Origin of the sequence: Alishewanella jeotgali KCTC 22429 (assembly GCF_000245735.1) — a bacterium.
Taxonomy (GTDB): domain Bacteria; phylum Pseudomonadota; class Gammaproteobacteria; order Enterobacterales; family Alteromonadaceae; genus Alishewanella; species Alishewanella jeotgali.
Genome location: NZ_AHTH01000046.1, coordinates 1 through 18,098, shown reverse-complemented (window position 1 = coordinate 18,098; position 18,098 = coordinate 1). Strand labels below are relative to the sequence as shown.

Here is an 18,098-nt window from a genome sequence, read left to right as displayed (position 1 = left end):
AGCCGGGTTTACCCGGCTTTTTGCTATCTTTTGCTAAGCTTTTCACGCTATTCCAGCCCTACTGCATAGAAATTCGGCAAACAAGCAGGCAGAACCGGAATATGCGAAAAAAACGGTTGACGCTATTTCTTCAGATCAGCATAATACGCGCCACTTGCTTAGGACAAGTTTACGTGGCTACATAGCTCAGCTGGTTAGAGCACAGCACTCATAATGCTGGGGTCGCAGGTTCGATTCCCGCTGTAGCCACCACTTTACTTTTCTCATGCATGCGGAAGTGGCGAAATTGGTAGACGCACTGGATTTAGGTTCCAGCGCCGCGAGGCGTAAGAGTTCGAGTCTCTTCTTCCGCACCATCCTAAACAAGTAGCTGTAGTTTCTGCAGGGGCGTAGCCAAGCGGTAAGGCAGCGGGTTTTGATCCCGCCATGCGTTGGTTCGAATCCAGCCGCCCCTGCCATTAACTCAGAATTCCCTGTAGGGGCGTAGCCAAGCGGTAAGGCAGCGGGTTTTGATCCCGCCATGCGTTGGTTCGAATCCAGCCGCCCCTGCCATTATTTAGAGAACCCGACCATGTGTCGGGTTTTCGCTTTTTGGCGTTTGGCTAAATTTCATAGCATCACGATGGCTAACTAGCACACATATAGATTTTGCAGCGTCAAGAGCGGAGCAACGCTACTGATGCTCATCGTTACGCAGGTTCTAGCTCGGTGCATCCGGCGGCTAAACGCGCCGTACAACTTTGCCGGGGCACGCCGTGAACCCGTCCCTGGGGGCTCCTCTTTCGCATCCATGCGAAAGACGTCCCCGGTCAAAGTGTACTATGCATTTACCACCTCGTTCACGATAGTGCCACTAAAAGCATATTTTCGTGATGCCCCACCGGTATTTGTTAAGCCCTTAGCTGCGGTAGAATTTTCGTAACAGCAGCAGGGATGCTGCGGAGGCTGAAAGGGCACAAGGATGTGATCCTTGAAGCCGGTGGAGAAAATTACTACCCAGCTAAGGGCGCTGCCCCAACCTCAACGCTACTGGTGCTAATCATTACGCAGGTTCTAACTCAGTGCACCGGGCAGCATCTAAAACTATGGCGTCTAGGCAGCAGGTTTAAAACACCGAATTCCCCACGGCATACTTAGTTAACAACTGCTTCGCCATCCCTGCCTTGGCCGCTAACCTGAGCCCCTGCTGTCGCAACAACGACAGCGGCGCCGACTCCCGACAAAAGGTCTGATAAATCACATCCATCGCCCCCATCATCAGCGTATTCTGCATACGCCGCTGCCGCTGATACTGCTGTAAACTATCCGCATCCGTGAGGGATTTGCCAGCGCTTAAATTCGCCGCCAGCTGTTCAACCAATAACATCGCATCAGCAAAGCCCAAGTTCACCCCCTGCCCGGCCAGCGGATTAATGGTATGCGCTGCATCGCCGGCTAATACCACCCGGCCCTTAACGTATTGCTGCGCCTGCATTCGCGCCAGCGGAAACCAGGCTGAGCCTTTTAGCTTAATCGCGCCCAGCTCTGGCGGAAACGCCTCAATAAAGGCCTGCTCTAAAGCTTTGGGGCTTAACGCCGCCAATTGTTTAACTTTGGCGGCTTCGTCATACCAGACTAAGGACGCCTGCGCACCGGGTAAGGGTAAAAAGGCGCGCGGGCCACTGGGGTAAAACTGCTGCCAGGTAATATCCTGCTGCGGATAGGGCGTATCGACATAGGCCACCAGACAAGCTTGCTGATATTGCCAGCCGGCCGTACCGATGCGTGCCAGCTGCCGCACTTTAGACTGAGCACCATCGGCACCAATTAATAACTGGCACTGCAGCTCACGACCATCGCTCAGCGTTAGCTCCACGCCCTGCTCGTCTTGCTGCAGCGTAGTAATTTCACAGTCAGTCAGTACCGTGACTGACTCAGCAAATTGCTGCCACAGCGCCAGCTGTACCAGGTTGTTTTCGACAATATGGCCAAGGTGACGCTCGCCAATCTCACTGGCAGCAAAGCGCAGCTGCGCACTGCCCTCGCCTGCCTGTAAATATTGATACGGACACAGCCGCATTTGCTGCAGGTTTTGCCAGGCGCCGAGAGCTGTCAGCCAGCGCTCGGAACGCAGATTTAATGACGACACCCGCAAATCAATCGCACTTTGCGCATTGAACGGCGCTGGCGCCTGGCGCTCCAGCACGGTAATCGACAGGCCTAAGCGACTGAGTGCAACAGCCAGGGCTGCACCGACCATACCGCCGCCGCTGATCACCACATCGCTGGTTATTAGATTTTGCATCTTTTTGTCCTGCTTTTACCGCACTGCGGCAAGTAATTCCGGTAAAATTTTGCTAAGGTTAACAACAATTTTGTAGCGTGCAAAACAGCCAGATCAAATAAGCCGAAAAAAGATTGACGGCTGACTGAAAATGCGGCATTTTGCGCGCCCTGTTGCCCGGCTACGCCGCGGCGGCAAAGCGATAGCCGACATGCTGGCAAAGCTGATGTCGGCTATATACGCCGGTACCCTGTAGACCGGACTTATCACTGCTGACTTGGAGAGATCTGATGCGTAATGTAACGGTTGCTGCTACCCAGATGATTGGTGGCTGGAATGTCGAAGAAAATATCGCCCGCGCGGAAAAACTGGTGCGCCAGGCGGCGGCTCAGGGAGCACAAATCATTCTGTTACAGGAACTGTTCGAACGTAACTATTTCTGCCAAAAGCAAAAGCCTGAGTATTTAGGTTTTGCCGTGCCGGTAGAAGAAAACCCGGCGGTAAAACACTTTGCCAAGATTGCCAAAGAGCTGGCAGTGGTGCTGCCGATCAGTATTTATGAGCGTGCCGGCAACTGCCTGTATAACACTGTGGTGATGCTGGATGCCGATGGCAGCAATATGGGCATTTACCGCAAGAGCCATATTCCGGATGGCCCGGGTTACAGCGAAAAATACTACTTCACCCCGGGCGATACCGGTTTTAAAGTCTGGAATACCCGTTATGCCAAAGTGGGCGTCGGTATTTGCTGGGATCAGTGGTTCCCGGAGTGTGCCCGTAGTATGGCACTGCTGGGCGCTGAGCTGATTTTCTACCCCACTGCCATTGGCAGTGAGCCGCATGATGCCACTATTAATTCCCGTGACCACTGGCAGCGCACGCAGCAGGGTCATGCGGCGGCAAACTTAACGCCGGTGATCGTATCTAACCGCATTGGTACTGAACCGAGGGCGATTTCTCCATTACCTTCTATGGCAGCTCCTTTATTGCTGACCACAGCGGTGCCAAGGTACAGGAAGCGAACGAAACTGACGAAGCCGTTCTGGTCCATACCTTTGATTTAGACGAAGTAGCCGCCATTCGTCGCGCCTGGGGCGTATTCCGTGACCGTCGCATCGATATCTACGATACGCTGCTGACCAAAGACGGCAAAATCAACCCGGAGAACAGCAAGTGAGCCAAACGCTAACCTCTACCCCAAAACAAGACGGTTTTAGCATGCCGCCCGAGTGGGCGCCGCATAAGCAAACCTGGATGATTTGGCCGGAGCGCACTGACAGCTGGCGTTTAGGTGCCAAGCCGGCACAAGCCGCCTTTGTTACCGTAATTAAAGCCATCGCCGGCTTTGAACCGGTATCGGTTGGCGTATCGGCGGCACAATATGCCAATGCCTACGCCCAGCTAAGCCAGGCCAATACCAAATTCCCAATCCGGGTGGTCGAAATTTCCAATAATGACGCTTGGTGCCGTGATACCGGCCCGACCTTTGTTACCAATGGTAAAGGGCAAGTCCGTGGTGTGGACTGGACCTTTAACGCCTGGGGTGGCCTGAATGGTGGCCTGTATTTCCCCTGGGATCGCGATGATCAGGTTGCCAGTAAAATTCTTGGCATTGAGCAACTGCCGCGCTACCGCACCGAGGGCTTTGTGCTGGAAGGTGGCGCTATTCATGTCGATGGTGAAGGCACCCTGCTGACCACAGCCGAATGCTTGTTAAATGCCAACCGCAACCCGCATTTAAGCCGCGAACAGATTGAAGCCATGCTGCGCGAGCATCTGGCCATTGAAAAAGTACTGTGGCTGGAAGACGGCATCTTTAATGATGAAACTGACGGTCATGTCGACAATATGGCCTGCTTTGTCAAACCCGGTGAAGTATTGTTAGCCTGGACTGACGATGAAAACGATCCGCAGTATGCCCGCAGTAAGGCGGCGCTGGACTATTTAGAGGCCAGTACCGATGCAAAAGGCCGCAAAATTAAGGTGCATAAGCTGCCGGTACCGGCGCCGATTATCGCCAAAGCCGAAGAATATGCCTCTGTTGATCAGTCAATGGCGGCGATCCCTCGCGAAGCCAATGCCCGTCTGGCCGGCTCTTACATTAATTTCTATTTATGTAATGGCGGCTTAATTCTGCCCACCTTTGATGATCCTAACGATCAGATCGCAGCAGAGATCCTGCAGCAGCTGTTCCCGGCGCATCAGGTAGTGACGGTACCAGGCCGGGAAATCCTGCTGGGCGGCGGTAATATTCACTGTATCACCCAGCAGCAACCTGCTGGCTAATCGCGAGCGTAACGACCATGGCCAAAGCCTGCGCCTTACATATTCTGGTAAAAAGCCGCGAACAAGCGGAAAAGCTGAAAAAGCAGCTGGAGCAAGGCGCCGACTTTGGCAAACTGGCAAAGCAACACTCATTGTGTCCGTCCGGTAAAAAAGGTGGTGACCTCGGTGAGTTTCGTAAAGGCCAGATGGTCAAGCCTTTTGACGATGCGGTCTTTAAAGGGCCGCTGTTAAGTGTGCAAGGGCCGGTTAAAACCCAGTTTGGCTTTCATCTAATCAAAACCCTCTATCGCAGTTAGCTCGCTATTTGCCGATTGCAATACGCTCTGCTAAGCTGAATCAGTCTGAAAAAAGTCTTTTAAAGGACTGCCAATGCAAACTGAGACCATCACCTACCTGAAAGAACATGCCAATACGCTGGAGCTACAGGAAGAGCTGCTGATCACCAAAAACGGTAAGCCGGCTTTTGTGGTGCAATCCTATCAGGATTATCAATTCCAGCAGGATACCCTCGCTTTACTGAAATTATTAAAACTTTCCGAAAAGTCATTACAAGATAAGGCATTAACGCTGGAGCAAGCCTTTGACTAGTGGCTACACGCTGGTCGCCTCGCCACTGTTTCGTTTATCCCGCCAAAGGTTGCAGGCATTTTTAACTGAAAAGTATTCCGCAGAACTGGCGCATCAAACGCTGGCGAGCATTAAAGAGCAAATCGCCACGACTTTACCCACACAGCCACTGATTGCGCCAATTAGCGAACGCTTGTTCAAGCTCGGCTTAACGGAATACCGGCAATGGCAGTTGGATAAACATAATCTGTTGTTTTATCAGGTGGATGCTAAGCAGCAACCGCTTGAGCTATTACTGCTAATGGATAGCCGGCAAAATGTGCAAAAGCTTCTCTATGAATTAACCTTATTACTGTAAAGCTTGTTGTTGGCAATGGATGATCTGGTGGCAGATATTTTAAGTCTGATTGAATAAGCAGTAGCGGCCGCACCCGCTGCCGCCGCTGTTGTGAAACTGTTGTGTCGCGGTGTTGTTAGGCCTTACCCAGTGCTTTAGCTCTGAGTTTGGCTTTAAGTTTGCCGGCAGATTGCTTTTTCGCCGGGCCATCCTGCCGTGCGCCGGGGCGTTGCCCCGGTTTACGCGCCAGCTGTTCTTCTGGTGGCTGAAAACTGGGGTCGTGCTCATAACCCGGTACGATCTGGGTTGGCAGCACCTGCTGGGTTAGTTTTTCAATATCCTGCAAAGCGCCGAGTTCATCCGGCCCCACCAGCGTGACCGCTACGCCACTTAAACCAGCGCGCCCGGTGCGGCCAATCCGATGGACATAGTCCTCGGCAACCTGTGGCAGATCGTAGTTCACCACATAGGGTAACTCACTGATATCCAAACCCCGGGCGGCAATATCGGTCGCCACTAAAATCCGCACCTTACCCTGTTTGAATTCATCCAGTGCACGTTGCCTTGCCCCCTGCGCCTTATCGCCATGGATCGCAGCTGTGGTCAGGCCGTCTTTTTGCAGTTGTTTCGCCAGCCGGTCGGCGCCATGTTTGGTGCGGACAAAGATCAGCACCTGCGGCCAATTTTGCATGCCAATCATATGCGAAATCAATTCGCGCTTGCGATGACGATCGACCAGATAAACTTGTTGGGTGACGCGGTCTGCAGTTGCGTTAGCGGTGGCCACCTCTATTAATACCGGCTTATTTAACAGCTCGTCGGCCAGAATTTTAATCTCTTTGGAATAGGTCGCCGAAAACAGCAGGGTTTGCCGCTGTGCCGGTAACTTGGCCATAATACGTTTAATATCAACAATAAACCCCATATCCAGCATGCGGTCTGCTTCATCCAGCACCAACACTTCCAGCTGACTTAAATCAATGGTCTGTTGATGTAGATGATCAATTAAACGCCCCGGCGTGGCGACCAGAATATCCAGCCCTTGCTCAGCCTCATCATATTGTGGCCGGATTGACACCCCGCCATAAAATACGGCACCACGCACTGACAAATAGCGGCTATAGGTTTGCACACTTTCAAATACCTGTTGCGCCAGCTCACGGGTGGGCGTTAATACCAATACTCTGACTTGGGCCGGTTGTAAGACTTTCGGCGCATTGAGCAGTTGTTGCAGCAATGGTAAGGTGAAAGCCGCCGTTTTGCCGGTACCGGTTTGGGCGCCAGCCAGCACATCTTTGCCACTGAGGATCGGCGGGATAGCTTGCTGCTGCACTGGCGTAGCAGCCTGATAGCCCTGCTCAGCTAAAACACGTAGAATAGGCTCTGCCAGAGCCAGGGTTTGAAATTGCATGCGATGTTCCGAACTAGTTTTTCGTCAAGCTGTGTCAGCCGGCTATTATAGCAGGGCGACGGCGCCGGAGATATGATGCCGTGTCCGACTGGTATCTTTATCTGATCCGTACCGCACAAGGGCAACTCTATACCGGCATTAGTACCGATCCGGTGCGGCGCCTGCGCCAACATCGGGGCGAATTAGCCGGTGGCGCTAAGTCGCTGCGCGGTAAGGGCCCGCTGACCCTGGTTTATCAACAGCCTTACCCCTGTCGCGCCAGTGCCAGTAAAGCGGAGTATCAGGTTAAGCAACTCAGTAAAGCCGCTAAAGAACAGTTAATTTCGCGCTCTGCCCTTTTAACCAACAGCGAGTAGAAGATGGAAAATTTTTACCTGGTATTGGCCTATTTGCTTATTGGCATACTGTTACGCCGTTTACCCGCCATGCCGGACAACAGTGGTTTAGTGCTGAATATCTATGTGCTCTATGTGGCATTACCGGCGCTGATCCTGAAAAATATCAAGTTGCTGGAGTTCTCCTTTGCCCTGTTGATCCCGGCTGTCACCCCCTGGTTGCTGCTGTTGGTGGTGGTGGCCACAGTATTGCTACTCAGCCGGTTATTTGGCTGGTCCCGCGAAGTCACCGGGGCTTTGCTGGTGATCCTGCCGCTGGGCAATACCTCTTTTCTCGGCTTTCCGATGACCGAAGCGCTGTTTGGTCAAACCGCCATGCCTTATGCCGTGGTGTATGACCAGATTGGCTCCTTTATTGCGCTGGCTACCTATGTCACTATCGTAGCGGCGATCTATAGCCCAACGATGGCCAAGCCAACACCCAAGGCGATTTTGCTGAAGATTATTGGTTTTCCATCCTTTATTGCGTTGATCGTTGGCTTGCTGATCCGGGATTTTAGTCTGCCGCCACTGGCAGTATCACTGGTAGATAATCTGGCTGCGACCCTGGTGCCGGTGGTGATGATTGCGGTTGGCTTTCAGCTCAGTTTCCGCTTTAGTAAAAGTGAAGTATCACCTTTGATTAGCGCGCTCTGCATCAAACTGGCTTTGATGCCAATCAGTGCCTGGCTAATTTGGCGCGCCTTGGGGCAGGAAGGTTTGGCGGTACAAATCAGTATCTTTCAGGCGGCGATGCCGCCAATGATTTCGGCCGGCGCTATCGCCATTATGGCAGGTCTGGCGCCACGCTTAGTCAGCGGCGTGATCGGTTTTGGTATTCTGGCTGGCTTAGTGACCCTGCCGGTGGTGTATTGGTTGCTTAGTTAGCGTACGGCCGCTAACGGCTGCTTATCAGGCGTCCAGCGGCTTTTGCTGTTCCAGCTTTTTGATATGTTCGGTCAGGCCAAGCGCCTTTTCTACATCCAGCATAATGGCAATGCCAGTATCCAGCTTTTCGTCCAGGCCGCCGACGCGTACCAGTTCGCCGCTATGCGTTATCGGGCGTTTAATCGCTTTCCAGCCGGGTATCCAGTCGTATTGTGGTAATGCGGTTACCGACAATTTCATCCACAGTTAATTTTATCGCGCCGATAATTACCTCAGCTCCAGCCACAACCTCAGTGCTCAGTTTTTCCCGGCAATACTCATCCAATGTTAGCTCAGCATCCTGCCCCGTAAAATCCAGGTTATAACACCAAGCCAGATCACTAAACCGACTCGCCCCTTTTAACCTTAGCGTAGTGGGTAATTCAGGGTTAATAAAACCTGGCTCAGAAAAAATTTGCTCCAGCATCGGTTTATAATCTTTTTTCAGCACCACAAACAGATGATCACCAGCCTCTAGCACCGTTGAACCTCGCGGCGGAATAATTTGCTCCTGCCGGGTAATCATGGCAACCACCACCCCCTCAGGTAAGGCCATCCGGGACAAGCGGCGATTGATCGCTCTCGATCCTGCTGCCAGGGTGTACTCGACAATTTCGGCGTCAACATCCCCTAAGGCGGTAATTTCCAGTGTTGCCGCTGGCTTGGCTGTTACCGGTTCAATCAAATCCAACTTTTTAGCAACCCAAGCCAGAGTGGAGCCTTGTAAGGTTGCGGAAATTAACACCACGAAAAACACCGCGTTGAAAATAAGTTCCGCACCCGGCAAGCCATACATTAGTGGAAAAATCGCCAGGATAATCGGTACTGAGCCACGCAGCCCAACCCAGGACACCAGAGTCATCTGCCGTAGTGAAAAGCCAAACCATTTCAGCACCGGCAATACCGCCAATGGTCGGGCGACAAAAATTAGCACTGCGGCGATCAGTAACCCTTGCCACCAAACATCCAGCAGTGAGCTGGGGTTAATCAGTAACCCTAACATCACGAACATCATAATCTGGCTTAGCCAGGCCAAACCATCATGGAACAGAAAGGTCGTTTTCTGAAACGCAAATTTGTTATTACCAATCATCACACCACAGATAAAGATGGCCAGGAAGCCACTACCACCGAGATTAGCCGCCAGACCAAAGGATAGTAAACCGGCAGCCGCTACTAACACCGGATATAAGCCGGTTGCCTGCAGTTGGATCCGGTCCAGCAGTTGCAGCGTTAGATAACCAATCAATAAGCCGACCAGGGCGCCACCACCCATCTGTAAAAAGAATAGCTGCAATACGCCAACACCGGGTTTTAAGCCATTTACCAGCACTTCCAGTAGTGTGACAGTCAGGAAAATTGCCATCGGATCGTTCGAGGCACTCTCAATTTCCAGAGTCGACTTCAATCGCTCGTTCAGATTAATGCCGGCATTACGTAATAGTGAGAATACCGCTGCTGCATCAGTTGAACCGACGATAGCGCCGATCAGCAAACCTTCCATTAAGCTGATTGGCAGAATATAACTGGCCGCGACACCGGTAATCAGCGCAGTTACCAATACCCCGAGGGTTGCCAGAATCGATGCTGGCTTCCAGACTTTTTTCACAGCACTTAGCGGCGTTTGCAAGCCCCCATCAAACAAGATAAAGGCTAGTGCAATGGTGCCAACCGCGTGCGCGAACTGCGGGTTGTTAAAGGCTAAACGGCCAAACCCTTCCTCTCCGGCTAACATTCCGACTAATAAAAACAGCACCAGCATCGGTAAACCCAACCGTGCCGACAGCTTACTGGACAGAATACCCAGTAGAATCAGCACAGAGGCAACGAGGATAAGCTGGTCAATCAAAAACATAGTCGGTCCTTTTAGGGTAAAGCCTGATAAATAAGGGTTAATATGGAGCCATATCGTCCGGTTTCAAAGCGATCTCCGCTAAAGTAATAACTCTCCCCTTCGGCAACGATTGGGCTGTGCTTTTTATTGGTAAGTAGCACCACCAATAATTGCTGTTCCGGATCGATCACGGTCGCAGTGCCGGTCCACCCGGTATGACCGTAAGCGCTGTCACTGGCATAGGCGCCAAAATGCCAGTTTAAATCGCCCTGCACTGCGGTGCGCCAGCCTAAGCCAAAGCGATGGTCATAGGGTGACGGTGCTTTAAACTGGGCCAAAGTTGCCGGGGTGAAAAATTGCTGCCAGCCATAACCACCACCTTGTAAACTTAACGCCATTAACACAGCAAGCTCTTCAGCAGTGCTAAATAAACCTGCATGGCCTGCTACCCCCTGAAACGAATAAAAGGCTTTTTCGTCATGCACCTCGCCAACAATCACGCCGCTGCGGTTGGCCGGAAAACTGACCCGGCCGCCGCGGCTATTACCGTCAAGTTCAGTGGCAGCGATCTGATCGCGCGTAAAGCCATGCTGCAGCGGATTAAACAGGGTTCGGAATAATCCCAGCGGCTGGTAAAACTGCTCACGCAGATACTGGTCCAGTGGCTGGCCACTGAGTCGCTCAATTAGCATCCCCAGCAGCATATAGTCGACATCACTATAGACTGCAGCCACACCACGCTCAGTGGCAAACGGAACTTGAGTCAGAATAAGCTGCTCAGTATCGGCTTTATTTAACGAATAAAACTGCGGGCCATGGCGATTATCCGGGCGGAAAAAATGTACCTCGGGCGCATAGCCGGCGGTGTGGTACAGCAGGTCGCTGACTGTGCGCTGCTCACGGCCGTCGCCCTGATACTCAGGCAGGTAATGCTGCACCGGCTTAGTCACATCCAGCTTGCCCTCACTGACCAGGCGCATCAGCGCATAGTTAGTGGCATACATTTTACTGTTTGAGGCGATATCAAACAGGGTATCGGTTTGCATCCCCCGCGGCTGGCTAAGCAGTGAACCATCGGCCCGGTAGCGCTCGGCATAGCCATAGGCACTGTGTTTGATAATGACCCCGTCTTTTACCACCAATAGCACAGCACCGGGAAAACCCTTTGCTATTTCCTGTTCGATTAGCTGGTCGACCTGAGCAAAAGCTGCAGTATAAGGCTCTAAATTAGTACGTAGCGTTGGATAGGGGATATTGATTAGTACTTTGGCATCAGCCGGGCTAACGCTAATCAGCTCCAGCCGATTTTCACCATTGCGGGTTAGCCTGGAAAGATCGACCCGCAGCGGTTTATGTTCAGTTGTGGCGTGCAAGGTGAGTGTCTTGCCGTTAACCTGCAAACTCAGCTGCTGGGCTTGCTGCAAATCAACCAGCATTTCCCCCTGACCGGCATAAGCCAGAAAACGCCGTTTATTATTTACCGCAACACGCTCACTGCGCTGCTCCGGCCAATGCAACACCAACTGACCACGCTGCTCGGCCAGAACAAGTTGCTCGGCTGCGCTAACGGTGCGGCTGGGAGCTTGCGGCGACAAACTGCAAGCCACCAGACTAAGCAACAGGCAACCGCTAAATAATAAACGTCCTAACATACCGTTCCACCGCTTCTTTTTCCGGACTTTGCCCAATGCCAGCACCAAAAATGACACAGCCGGCGTTAAACAACCGGCTGTGTTGAAAAGACTACTTTTGACAGACGACATTCGCTGCCAGGCCGGTCATTACTGCAAGGTTACTTTGGCAAACTTACGTTTACCGACTTGATAAATTTGGCTGCTGCCTTTAGCAACATCCATTTTGCTATCTTCAATCTTTTGCTCACCGTTTAATTTCACCGCACCTTGCTTAATCATCCGGATCGCTTCTGAGGTGCTGTCAACCAAACCGGCTTCTTTTAGTAAATTGGCAATCGGCATCGTCTCGCCCTCGCAGCTTAGCAGCACTTCCGGAATATCATCCGGCAAGGCATTTTTGCTAAAACGCTGGGTAAAGTCCTGATGCGCCGCTTCAGCAGCCGCCTCATCATGGAAGCGGGCGATAATTTCTTTGGCCAGCAAAATCTTTACATCACGCGGGTTCGCACCGGCTAACACATCCTGCTTTAACTGCTGGATTTCTGACAGCGGTTTAAAGCTCAGTAAATCATAGTAGCGCCACATCAGATCGTCAGAAATCGACATAATTTTGCCAAACATCTCGCTCGGGGCATCAGTAATGCCGACATAGTTGCCCAGCGACTTGGACATCTTCTGCACGCCGTCCAGACCTTCGAGTAATGGCACCATCATCACGGTTTGCGGCCGCATCCCTTCTTCTTTTTGCAGCTCACGGCCCATTAGCAGGTTAAAGCGCTGATCGGTACCGCCCATCTCAACATCGGCTTCCAGTGCGACTGAGTCCCAGCCCTGTACCAGCGGATAGAGGAACTCGTGGATCGAGATTGATTGGTTGTTGGCAAAACGCTTTTTAAAATCGTCGCGCTCCAGCATCCGCGCTACTGTCTGGCGTGACGCCAGCTTAATCATACCGGCTGCACCCAACTCGCCCATCCACTGCGAGTTAAAGGCAACCCGGGTTTTCGCCGGATCCAGAATTTTAAACACTTGTTCTTTGTAAGTTTCGGCGTTTGCCAGCACATCCTCGCGGCTTAGCGGCTTGCGGGTCACATTTTTGCCGCTTGGATCACCAATCATGCCGGTAAAGTCACCGATCAGGAAAATCACCTCATGGCCCAACTGCTGGAAAGTCCGCAATTTATTAATCAGTACCGTATGGCCTAAATGCAAATCAGGAGCCGTAGGATCAAAGCCGGCCTTGATCTTCAGCGGCTTGCCTTCTTTTAATTTGGCAATTAGCTCTTCTTCCAGCAGAATTTCTTCGCAACCGCGTTTCAGCTCTGCTAATGCCTGTGCCCAATCGGCCATTTTATACTCCTGCAATCTTGCTTTTTCGCTCATAGAACAGCCATTCTAGCTGATGTTCCGCCATGACGAAATGCAGAAAAGTCTGGTATCACCGAAAAAAAGGGTTTATGCTCGGTTTTTGTGCATTTTCAACTCGATGGTATTTCCCGATGCAACAACTGGTCTCGCAATTACCTTCCCGCCACCGTCTGTTGATCCTTGTGGTTTCTGTCTTACTGGCCCTGATCTTGTTGATCCCGTCAGAGCAGGCATCGGCATCTCGTAATAGTGATACACCGGATGCGGTGATTAAATTACAGTGGGATAGTGTGCAGCGCGCCCAGGCACCAACCGCGGCTAATGCAACTACAGCCAGCAATGCAACAGCTATCTCTGAGCCCAACGAGCCCGAAAACACCGCACCAGCGTTAAACTGGCAAACCGTAACAGTACAATCCGGCGATATTTTATCGGCCTTGTTCCGTAAAGCCGGTGCCAGCCAGCAAAGCATGCAACAAATTCTCGATCTGGGCCGGCAAACCCGTACCCTGACCCGCTTATTTCCGGGCGAGCAACTGGAATTCGGCCTGGATCAGACTGGTGAATTACAGCAACTACGCTATGCCATCAACCGGCTGCAAAGCCTGGAGATCAGTCGCCAACCCGATGGCAGCTTTGTTGCCAACGAAGTCAGTAAACCGGTCGAACGGCAGCAACAGTTTCTGGCCGGTGAAATTCGTCACAGTTTCTGGCAGGCCGGATTAGCGGCGGGTTTATCAGAAGGCCAGATTATGCAACTGGCCGGGATCTTTGGCTGGGACATTGACTTTGCGCTGGATCTGCGCGCCGGCGATCATTTTGCCGTGTTGTTAAAAGCAGAATTCCTCGACGGCGAACCGCTGGGGAGCGGCACCATCCTGGCCGCGGAATTTACCAATCAGGGACAGCATTATCAGGCCGTACTGCATACCGATGGTAACTACTACAAACCGGATGGCCAGAGTATGCGCCAGGCGTTTTTACGCGCACCGGTCAGTTTCCAGTATGTCAGCTCCAACTTTAATCCACGCCGTTTACATCCGGTATTAGGTACAGTGCGGGCCCATAATGGTACTGACTATGTGGCGCCTGTCGGCACGCCCATTATGGCGGCCGGCGATGGCCGGGTTACGCACTCGGCCTATAATGAGCTTAACGGCCACTATGTGTTTATTCAGCACTCGAATAATATCGTGACCAAGTATCTGCATTTGTCACGCCGTGACGTGAAAAGCGGACAACGGGTGCGCCAGGGCCAAACCATTGGCCGTTTAGGTGCCACCGGCCGGGTTACCGGTGCCCACCTGCATTATGAGTTTATTGTTGATGGGGTGCACCGCAACCCGCGTACCGTAAAGTTACCTCAGGCCACACCGTTAACCGGCCAGGCGAAGCAGCAATTTAGCCAGAATGCGACCCGACTGCTAAGCCAGTTAGCCGAGCAGCAGCAACAATATCTGGCAGCCCGCCAGACAGCGGACAGAATACAAACAGCACCCTGATTATCACCTGACAGCAGTATACATTTGATAATGTCAGGCTGTCAGGACATCGCAGCCAGGTAAGGCTTGGCGCAATAGAAAACCTAAAATGCTCACCAGGTAAAAAACCAACAGCCCCGGAACGGGGCTGTTGGTTTTATGCAAGATGACTCGGCAATGAGACTGGGCGGACTAACCTACCAGCGCCAGCAAAATACCGGCGGCGACCGCAGAGCCTATGACGCCGGCCACATTGGGTCCCATGGCGTGCATTAACAGGAAGTTATGCGGGTCGGCTTCCAGCCCCAGTTTATTCGATACCCTGGCCGCCATCGGCACAGCTGACACGCCGGCAGAACCAATCAGCGGATTAATCGGCTGTTTGGAAACCTTATTCATCAGCTTGGCCATCAATACGCCAGCGGCAGTACCGATAGCAAAGGCCACCATGCCCAGCACCAGGATCCCCAGAGTTTGCGTGGTCAGGAACTTGTCCGCACTTAAGCGTGAGCCAACTGCCAGACCAAGGAAGATGGTGACAATATTAATCAGCTCGTTTTGCGCCGTTTTGCTGAGCCGGTCGACCACACCACATTCTTTCATCAGGTTGCCCAAACAGAACATCCCGACTAACGGTGCTGCGGTGGGTAACAATAAAATGGTCAGGATCAGCAGTAACAGCGGGAACACAATTTTCTCGCGCTTACTGACAACCCGCAGCTGGGTCATCTGGATCTTCCGCTCCTCTACTGTAGTCAGGGCCCGCATAATAGGCGGCTGGATCAGCGGCACCAGTGCCATATAGGAATAGGCAGCTACAGCAATAGCCCCCAATAGATCCGGCGCCAGCCGCGAGGCCAGAAAGATCGCCGTTGGCCCGTCAGCACCGCCGATAATGGCGATAGCTGAGGCCTCTTTCAGGGTAAAGCTTAAACCCGGCACCCAATTCAGTGCGATGGCGCCAAACAGGGTGGCAAAGATGCCAAACTGGGCGGCGGCGCCGAGAAACATGGTTCGCGGATTGGCAATCAGGGCGCCAAAGTCGGTCATAGCGCCTACGCCCAGAAAGATCAGCAGTGGAAACAAGCCAGAGGCAATCCCCATTTCATAAAACAGATAGAGGATGCCACCAGGCTCACCCATGCCGGCTAGCGGAATATTGGTCAGGATAGCGCCAAAACCAATAGGCACTAATAACAGCGGTTCAAAGCCTTTGGCGATCGCCAGATACAGCAAAATCAAACCCACCAGCATCATCACCACCTGGCCGGCGCTAAAATTCACCAGGCCGGTTGAGGCAACCAGCGTTTGCAAAGCTTCCATTTCCGATCCTTACTTAACGCTGTCCTAGTCAAAACTGATCAGCACATCGCCGTTTGACACGGCATCTCCGGCAGCAACATGAATTTTCGCTACCACACCATCGGCTACTGCCCGCACTTCCGTCTCCATCTTCATCGCTTCCATAATGATCACCACGTCGCCACGTTTTACCGCGGCACCGGCTTTGGTAACGACTTTCCAGATATTACCGGCCAAGGGCGCATTTAAGGTGGTGCTACCGGTAACCGAAGCACTGCCCGGGATATTCTCAGAAACCACTGGTTTGATACTGCTCAGCTCGCCACTGGGTGCCACTTCCACTTCATACACCTTGCCATCAACCCGCACGCTGTAGCTGGCCGGGCCCTGAACGGCAGCAGGCGCAGCTTTTACCGCCGGCGCCGCGGCAGCCTTACTGCTGGCAGCTTGTGGCGCAGGTTCAAAGGCGGCGGGATTATTACGATTTTTCAGGAATTTCAGGCCAACTTGCGGGAACAGCGCATAGGTCAACACATCATCAATTTGCGCCGCAGCTAAATCAATTTGCTCGCTCTTGGCCAGTTCAGTCAGTTCGGCGGTAAGTTTATCCAACTCTGGCGTTAACACATCGGCCGGCCTGCAGGTAATGGCCTTACCACCCGCCAGCACTTTTTGCTGCAGCTCCGTATTTACCGGCGCTGGCGTCGCACCATATTCGCCTTTTAGTACACCAGCGGTTTCTTTGGTAATGCTCTTATAGCGCTCGCCGGTCAGCACATTCAATACCGCCTGAGTACCAACGATTTGTGAGGTGGGTGTCACCAGCGGGATATAGCCCAGATCTTCACGCACACGAGGGATTTCTTTTAATACCTCGTCCAATTTTTCCAGTGCGCCCTGCTCTTTCAGCTGGCTTTCCATATTGGTCAGCATACCACCAGGCACCTGTGCCAACAGAATACGGGCATCAATACCTTTTAGCGAACCTTCAAACTGGGCATACTTCTTCCGTACGTCACGGAAATAGGCAGCAATTTCTGCCAGCAATTCCATATTCAGGCCGGTATCACGTTCGGTGTTTTCGGTAATCGCTACCAAGGTTTCGGTTGCACTATGGCCATAGGTCATACTCATCGAGGAAATGGCGGTATCTAACATATCGATACCGGCATCCACCGCTTTCTGATAAGTCGCAGTACTCAAACCTGTGGTGGCATGGCATTGCATCGCCAGTGGGATCTTCACCGACTCCTTAATGCGGGTAACCAACTCCTCGCAATCATAAGGCTTCAGCAAGCCCGCCATATCTTTAATACAAATTGAGTCGCAGCCCATATCTTCCAGCTGTCGTGCCATATCGACCCAGCTATCTATGGTATGGACCGGGCTAACGGTGTAAGAAATCGTGCCCTGGGCATGCGCCCCCACTTTAATCGCGGCCTGAACTGCCGTTTGCAGGTTGCGGATATCGTTCATCGCATCGAAAATCCGGAACACATCGACGCCGTTTTCATGCGCCCGCTCAACAAATCGGGTCACCACATCATCAGCGTAATGCCGGTACCCCAACAGGTTTTGTCCACGCAATAGCATCTGCTGGCGGGTATTTGGCATCGCCTTCTTTAATTCACGGATACGATGCCAGGGATCTTCACCCAGATAACGGATACAGGCATCAAAGGTGGCGCCGCCCCAGGATTCAACAGACCAGTAGCCGACTTGATCCAGTTTGCTGGCGATCGGCAGCATATCTTCCAACCGCAAGCGGGTGGCCAGTAAAGATTGATGTGCATCACGCAGCACCAGTTCTGTTAATAGTAAAGGCTTCGTCATGCCATTATCCTCTTGGTCGGTTATTGTTGTTGACGATATTGATGCACAGCAGCGCTAATGGCTGCTACCACCGCAGGTGAGACGCCATCACTGGCCGACTGTTCAACCCGGGTGACCTTGTCAGCCACTTTCACCGGGAAGAAGCGCTGGATGCTGTAACTCATCAGCTTCAGCAGCAGTACCAGTAAACATAAGAAGGTAAAAACCGCGATCATGCCAATCAGCATCAGGCCTGCCGCTTCCGCGAGTAAATCTGCAACCATAGGTAAATCCTGCACTATTTTCCCATTCTGCTTTCAGTATGACGCAGAACCGGCATCACCGATAATAAATTAGCCTTATAACTACTATTGATATTTCTATACGATTGCCGCTTAACAATCAAGATAAAGCCGTTTATATTTCCAGACATCTATACGTTTTATTGTGAAAAGGCAAATTTTCCGCCGGAACAATAACCACAGCACAAAACACAACAAAT

At 52.1% G+C, this 18,098-nt stretch carries 17 protein-coding genes and 4 tRNA genes; 12 read left to right on the top strand and 9 right to left on the bottom strand.

The genetic code is table 11. From position 1 onward, the window contains the following. Positions 1 to 175: 175 nt before the first annotated feature. The 4 genes from AJE_RS13660 (at position 176) to AJE_RS13645 (ending at position 552) form a co-directional block, all read left to right on the top strand. A tRNA-Met gene (locus AJE_RS13660) sits at positions 176 to 252 on the top strand. Positions 253 to 271: 19 nt separating this feature from the next. Next, positions 272 to 356, top strand: a tRNA-Leu gene (locus AJE_RS13655). Positions 357 to 383: 27 nt separating this feature from the next. Further along, a tRNA-Gln gene (locus AJE_RS13650) sits at positions 384 to 458 on the top strand. Between the two features lie 19 nt (positions 459 to 477). Next, positions 478 to 552, top strand: a tRNA-Gln gene (locus AJE_RS13645). A gap of 553 nt (positions 553 to 1,105) precedes the next feature. On the opposite strand, the gene AJE_RS13640 is transcribed toward AJE_RS13645, so the two are convergent. Further along, positions 1,106 to 2,284, bottom strand: coding sequence for an FAD-dependent oxidoreductase (locus AJE_RS13640; RefSeq protein ID WP_008951340.1), 1,179 nt, complete (start codon positions 2,282 to 2,284; stop codon positions 1,106 to 1,108). A 269-nt stretch (positions 2,285 to 2,553) separates the two neighbouring features. Between AJE_RS13640 and AJE_RS13635 the strand changes: the two genes are divergently transcribed. The 5 genes from AJE_RS13635 (at position 2,554) to AJE_RS13615 (ending at position 5,474) form a co-directional block, all read left to right on the top strand. Beyond that, positions 2,554 to 3,327: a nitrilase-related carbon-nitrogen hydrolase gene (locus AJE_RS13635; protein WP_008951339.1), complete on the top strand. Its 774-nt coding sequence runs from the start codon at positions 2,554 to 2,556 to the stop codon at positions 3,325 to 3,327. Between the two features lie 109 nt (positions 3,328 to 3,436). Continuing rightward, entirely contained in the window at positions 3,437 to 4,549 is a 1,113-nt protein-coding gene (aguA, locus tag AJE_RS13630) for an agmatine deiminase (RefSeq protein WP_008951338.1), read from the top strand. 17 nt (positions 4,550 to 4,566) lie between these two features. Continuing rightward, positions 4,567 to 4,845 (top strand): peptidylprolyl isomerase PpiC, encoded by a 279-nt coding sequence (ppiC, locus tag AJE_RS13625; protein WP_008607313.1) that lies wholly within the window; start codon positions 4,567 to 4,569, stop codon positions 4,843 to 4,845. A 73-nt stretch (positions 4,846 to 4,918) separates the two neighbouring features. Then, positions 4,919 to 5,137 (top strand): type II toxin-antitoxin system prevent-host-death family antitoxin, encoded by a 219-nt coding sequence (locus tag AJE_RS13620; protein WP_008607312.1) that lies wholly within the window; start codon positions 4,919 to 4,921, stop codon positions 5,135 to 5,137. Continuing rightward, the gene (locus AJE_RS13615; RefSeq protein ID WP_008951337.1) at positions 5,130 to 5,474 is read left to right on the top strand and encodes a hypothetical protein; all 345 of its coding nucleotides are present in this window, start codon (positions 5,130 to 5,132) and stop codon (positions 5,472 to 5,474) included. The genes AJE_RS13620 and AJE_RS13615 overlap by 8 nt, the downstream gene beginning before the upstream one ends. A gap of 115 nt (positions 5,475 to 5,589) precedes the next feature. Here AJE_RS13615 and AJE_RS13610 read toward each other — a convergent pair whose 3' ends face one another. Beyond that, on the bottom strand, positions 5,590 to 6,864 hold the full coding sequence (locus AJE_RS13610; protein WP_008951336.1) for a DEAD/DEAH box helicase: 1,275 nt from the start codon (positions 6,862 to 6,864) through the stop codon (positions 5,590 to 5,592). Between the two features lie 80 nt (positions 6,865 to 6,944). On the opposite strand from AJE_RS13610, the gene AJE_RS13605 reads away from it, so the two are divergent. Together AJE_RS13605 and AJE_RS13600 are read left to right on the top strand one after the other, a co-directional pair. Further along, on the top strand, positions 6,945 to 7,220 hold the full coding sequence (locus AJE_RS13605) for a GIY-YIG nuclease family protein (RefSeq protein WP_008951335.1): 276 nt from the start codon (positions 6,945 to 6,947) through the stop codon (positions 7,218 to 7,220). A 3-nt stretch (positions 7,221 to 7,223) separates the two neighbouring features. After that, on the top strand, positions 7,224 to 8,126 hold the full coding sequence (locus tag AJE_RS13600; protein WP_008951334.1) for an AEC family transporter: 903 nt from the start codon (positions 7,224 to 7,226) through the stop codon (positions 8,124 to 8,126). A gap of 24 nt (positions 8,127 to 8,150) precedes the next feature. On the opposite strand, the gene AJE_RS13595 is transcribed toward AJE_RS13600, so the two are convergent. The 4 genes from AJE_RS13595 to tyrS form a co-directional block, all read right to left on the bottom strand. After that, positions 8,151 to 8,366 (bottom strand): hypothetical protein, encoded by a 216-nt coding sequence (locus tag AJE_RS13595; protein ID WP_008951333.1) that lies wholly within the window; start codon positions 8,364 to 8,366, stop codon positions 8,151 to 8,153. Next, positions 8,305 to 10,020 (bottom strand): potassium/proton antiporter, encoded by a 1,716-nt coding sequence (locus tag AJE_RS13590; protein WP_008951332.1) that lies wholly within the window; start codon positions 10,018 to 10,020, stop codon positions 8,305 to 8,307. Before AJE_RS13590 ends, AJE_RS13595 begins: the two co-directional genes overlap by 62 nt. Before the next feature lie 11 nt (positions 10,021 to 10,031). Next, on the bottom strand, positions 10,032 to 11,651 hold the full coding sequence (gene pbp4b / locus AJE_RS13585) for a penicillin binding protein PBP4B (RefSeq protein ID WP_008951331.1): 1,620 nt from the start codon (positions 11,649 to 11,651) through the stop codon (positions 10,032 to 10,034). 129 nt (positions 11,652 to 11,780) lie between these two features. Then, complete coding sequence (tyrS, locus tag AJE_RS13580) at positions 11,781 to 12,983, bottom strand: tyrosine--tRNA ligase (RefSeq protein WP_008951330.1); 1,203 nt, start codon at positions 12,981 to 12,983, stop codon at positions 11,781 to 11,783. A 149-nt stretch (positions 12,984 to 13,132) separates the two neighbouring features. Here tyrS and AJE_RS13575 point away from each other — a divergent pair, with 149 nt between their 5' ends. Further along, positions 13,133 to 14,503: a peptidoglycan DD-metalloendopeptidase family protein gene (locus tag AJE_RS13575; protein ID WP_008951329.1), complete on the top strand. Its 1,371-nt coding sequence runs from the start codon at positions 13,133 to 13,135 to the stop codon at positions 14,501 to 14,503. A 171-nt stretch (positions 14,504 to 14,674) separates the two neighbouring features. On the opposite strand, the gene AJE_RS13570 is transcribed toward AJE_RS13575, so the two are convergent. The 3 genes from AJE_RS13570 to AJE_RS13560 are packed head-to-tail and all read right to left on the bottom strand — an operon-like array spanning position 14,675 to position 17,880. Further along, a complete protein-coding gene (locus AJE_RS13570; RefSeq protein ID WP_008607302.1) occupies positions 14,675 to 15,805 on the bottom strand; it encodes a sodium ion-translocating decarboxylase subunit beta in 1,131 nt (376 codons plus the stop codon). Between the two features lie 24 nt (positions 15,806 to 15,829). Continuing rightward, positions 15,830 to 17,617 (bottom strand): sodium-extruding oxaloacetate decarboxylase subunit alpha, encoded by a 1,788-nt coding sequence (gene oadA / locus AJE_RS13565; protein ID WP_008951328.1) that lies wholly within the window; start codon positions 17,615 to 17,617, stop codon positions 15,830 to 15,832. A 20-nt stretch (positions 17,618 to 17,637) separates the two neighbouring features. Next, positions 17,638 to 17,880, bottom strand: coding sequence for an oxaloacetate decarboxylase subunit gamma (locus AJE_RS13560; protein ID WP_008607300.1), 243 nt, complete (start codon positions 17,878 to 17,880; stop codon positions 17,638 to 17,640). Positions 17,881 to 18,098 lie beyond the last annotated feature (218 nt).

Bases quoted from the DNA above. Each gene is read 5' to 3' on its own strand.
- pbp4b (WP_008951331.1), bottom strand. From the start codon at position 11,651: ATGTTAGGACGTTTATTATTTAGCGGTTGCCTGTTGCTTAGTCTGGTG.
- AJE_RS13595 (WP_008951333.1), bottom strand. From the start codon at position 8,366: ATGAAATTGTCGGTAACCGCATTACCACAATACGACTGGATACCCGGC.
- oadA (WP_008951328.1), bottom strand. From the start codon at position 17,617: ATGACGAAGCCTTTACTATTAACAGAACTGGTGCTGCGTGATGCACAT.
- AJE_RS13610 (WP_008951336.1), bottom strand. From the start codon at position 6,864: ATGCAATTTCAAACCCTGGCTCTGGCAGAGCCTATTCTACGTGTTTTA.
- AJE_RS13620 (WP_008607312.1), top strand. From the start codon at position 4,919: ATGCAAACTGAGACCATCACCTACCTGAAAGAACATGCCAATACGCTG.
- ppiC (WP_008607313.1), top strand. From the start codon at position 4,567: ATGGCCAAAGCCTGCGCCTTACATATTCTGGTAAAAAGCCGCGAACAA.
- AJE_RS13635 (WP_008951339.1), top strand. From the start codon at position 2,554: ATGCGTAATGTAACGGTTGCTGCTACCCAGATGATTGGTGGCTGGAAT.
- AJE_RS13570 (WP_008607302.1), bottom strand. From the start codon at position 15,805: ATGGAAGCTTTGCAAACGCTGGTTGCCTCAACCGGCCTGGTGAATTTT.
- AJE_RS13590 (WP_008951332.1), bottom strand. From the start codon at position 10,020: ATGTTTTTGATTGACCAGCTTATCCTCGTTGCCTCTGTGCTGATTCTA.
- AJE_RS13575 (WP_008951329.1), top strand. From the start codon at position 13,133: ATGCAACAACTGGTCTCGCAATTACCTTCCCGCCACCGTCTGTTGATC.
- tyrS (WP_008951330.1), bottom strand. From the start codon at position 12,983: ATGGCCGATTGGGCACAGGCATTAGCAGAGCTGAAACGCGGTTGCGAA.
- AJE_RS13560 (WP_008607300.1), bottom strand. From the start codon at position 17,880: ATGGTTGCAGATTTACTCGCGGAAGCGGCAGGCCTGATGCTGATTGGC.
- AJE_RS13640 (WP_008951340.1), bottom strand. From the start codon at position 2,284: ATGCAAAATCTAATAACCAGCGATGTGGTGATCAGCGGCGGCGGTATG.
- AJE_RS13600 (WP_008951334.1), top strand. From the start codon at position 7,224: ATGGAAAATTTTTACCTGGTATTGGCCTATTTGCTTATTGGCATACTG.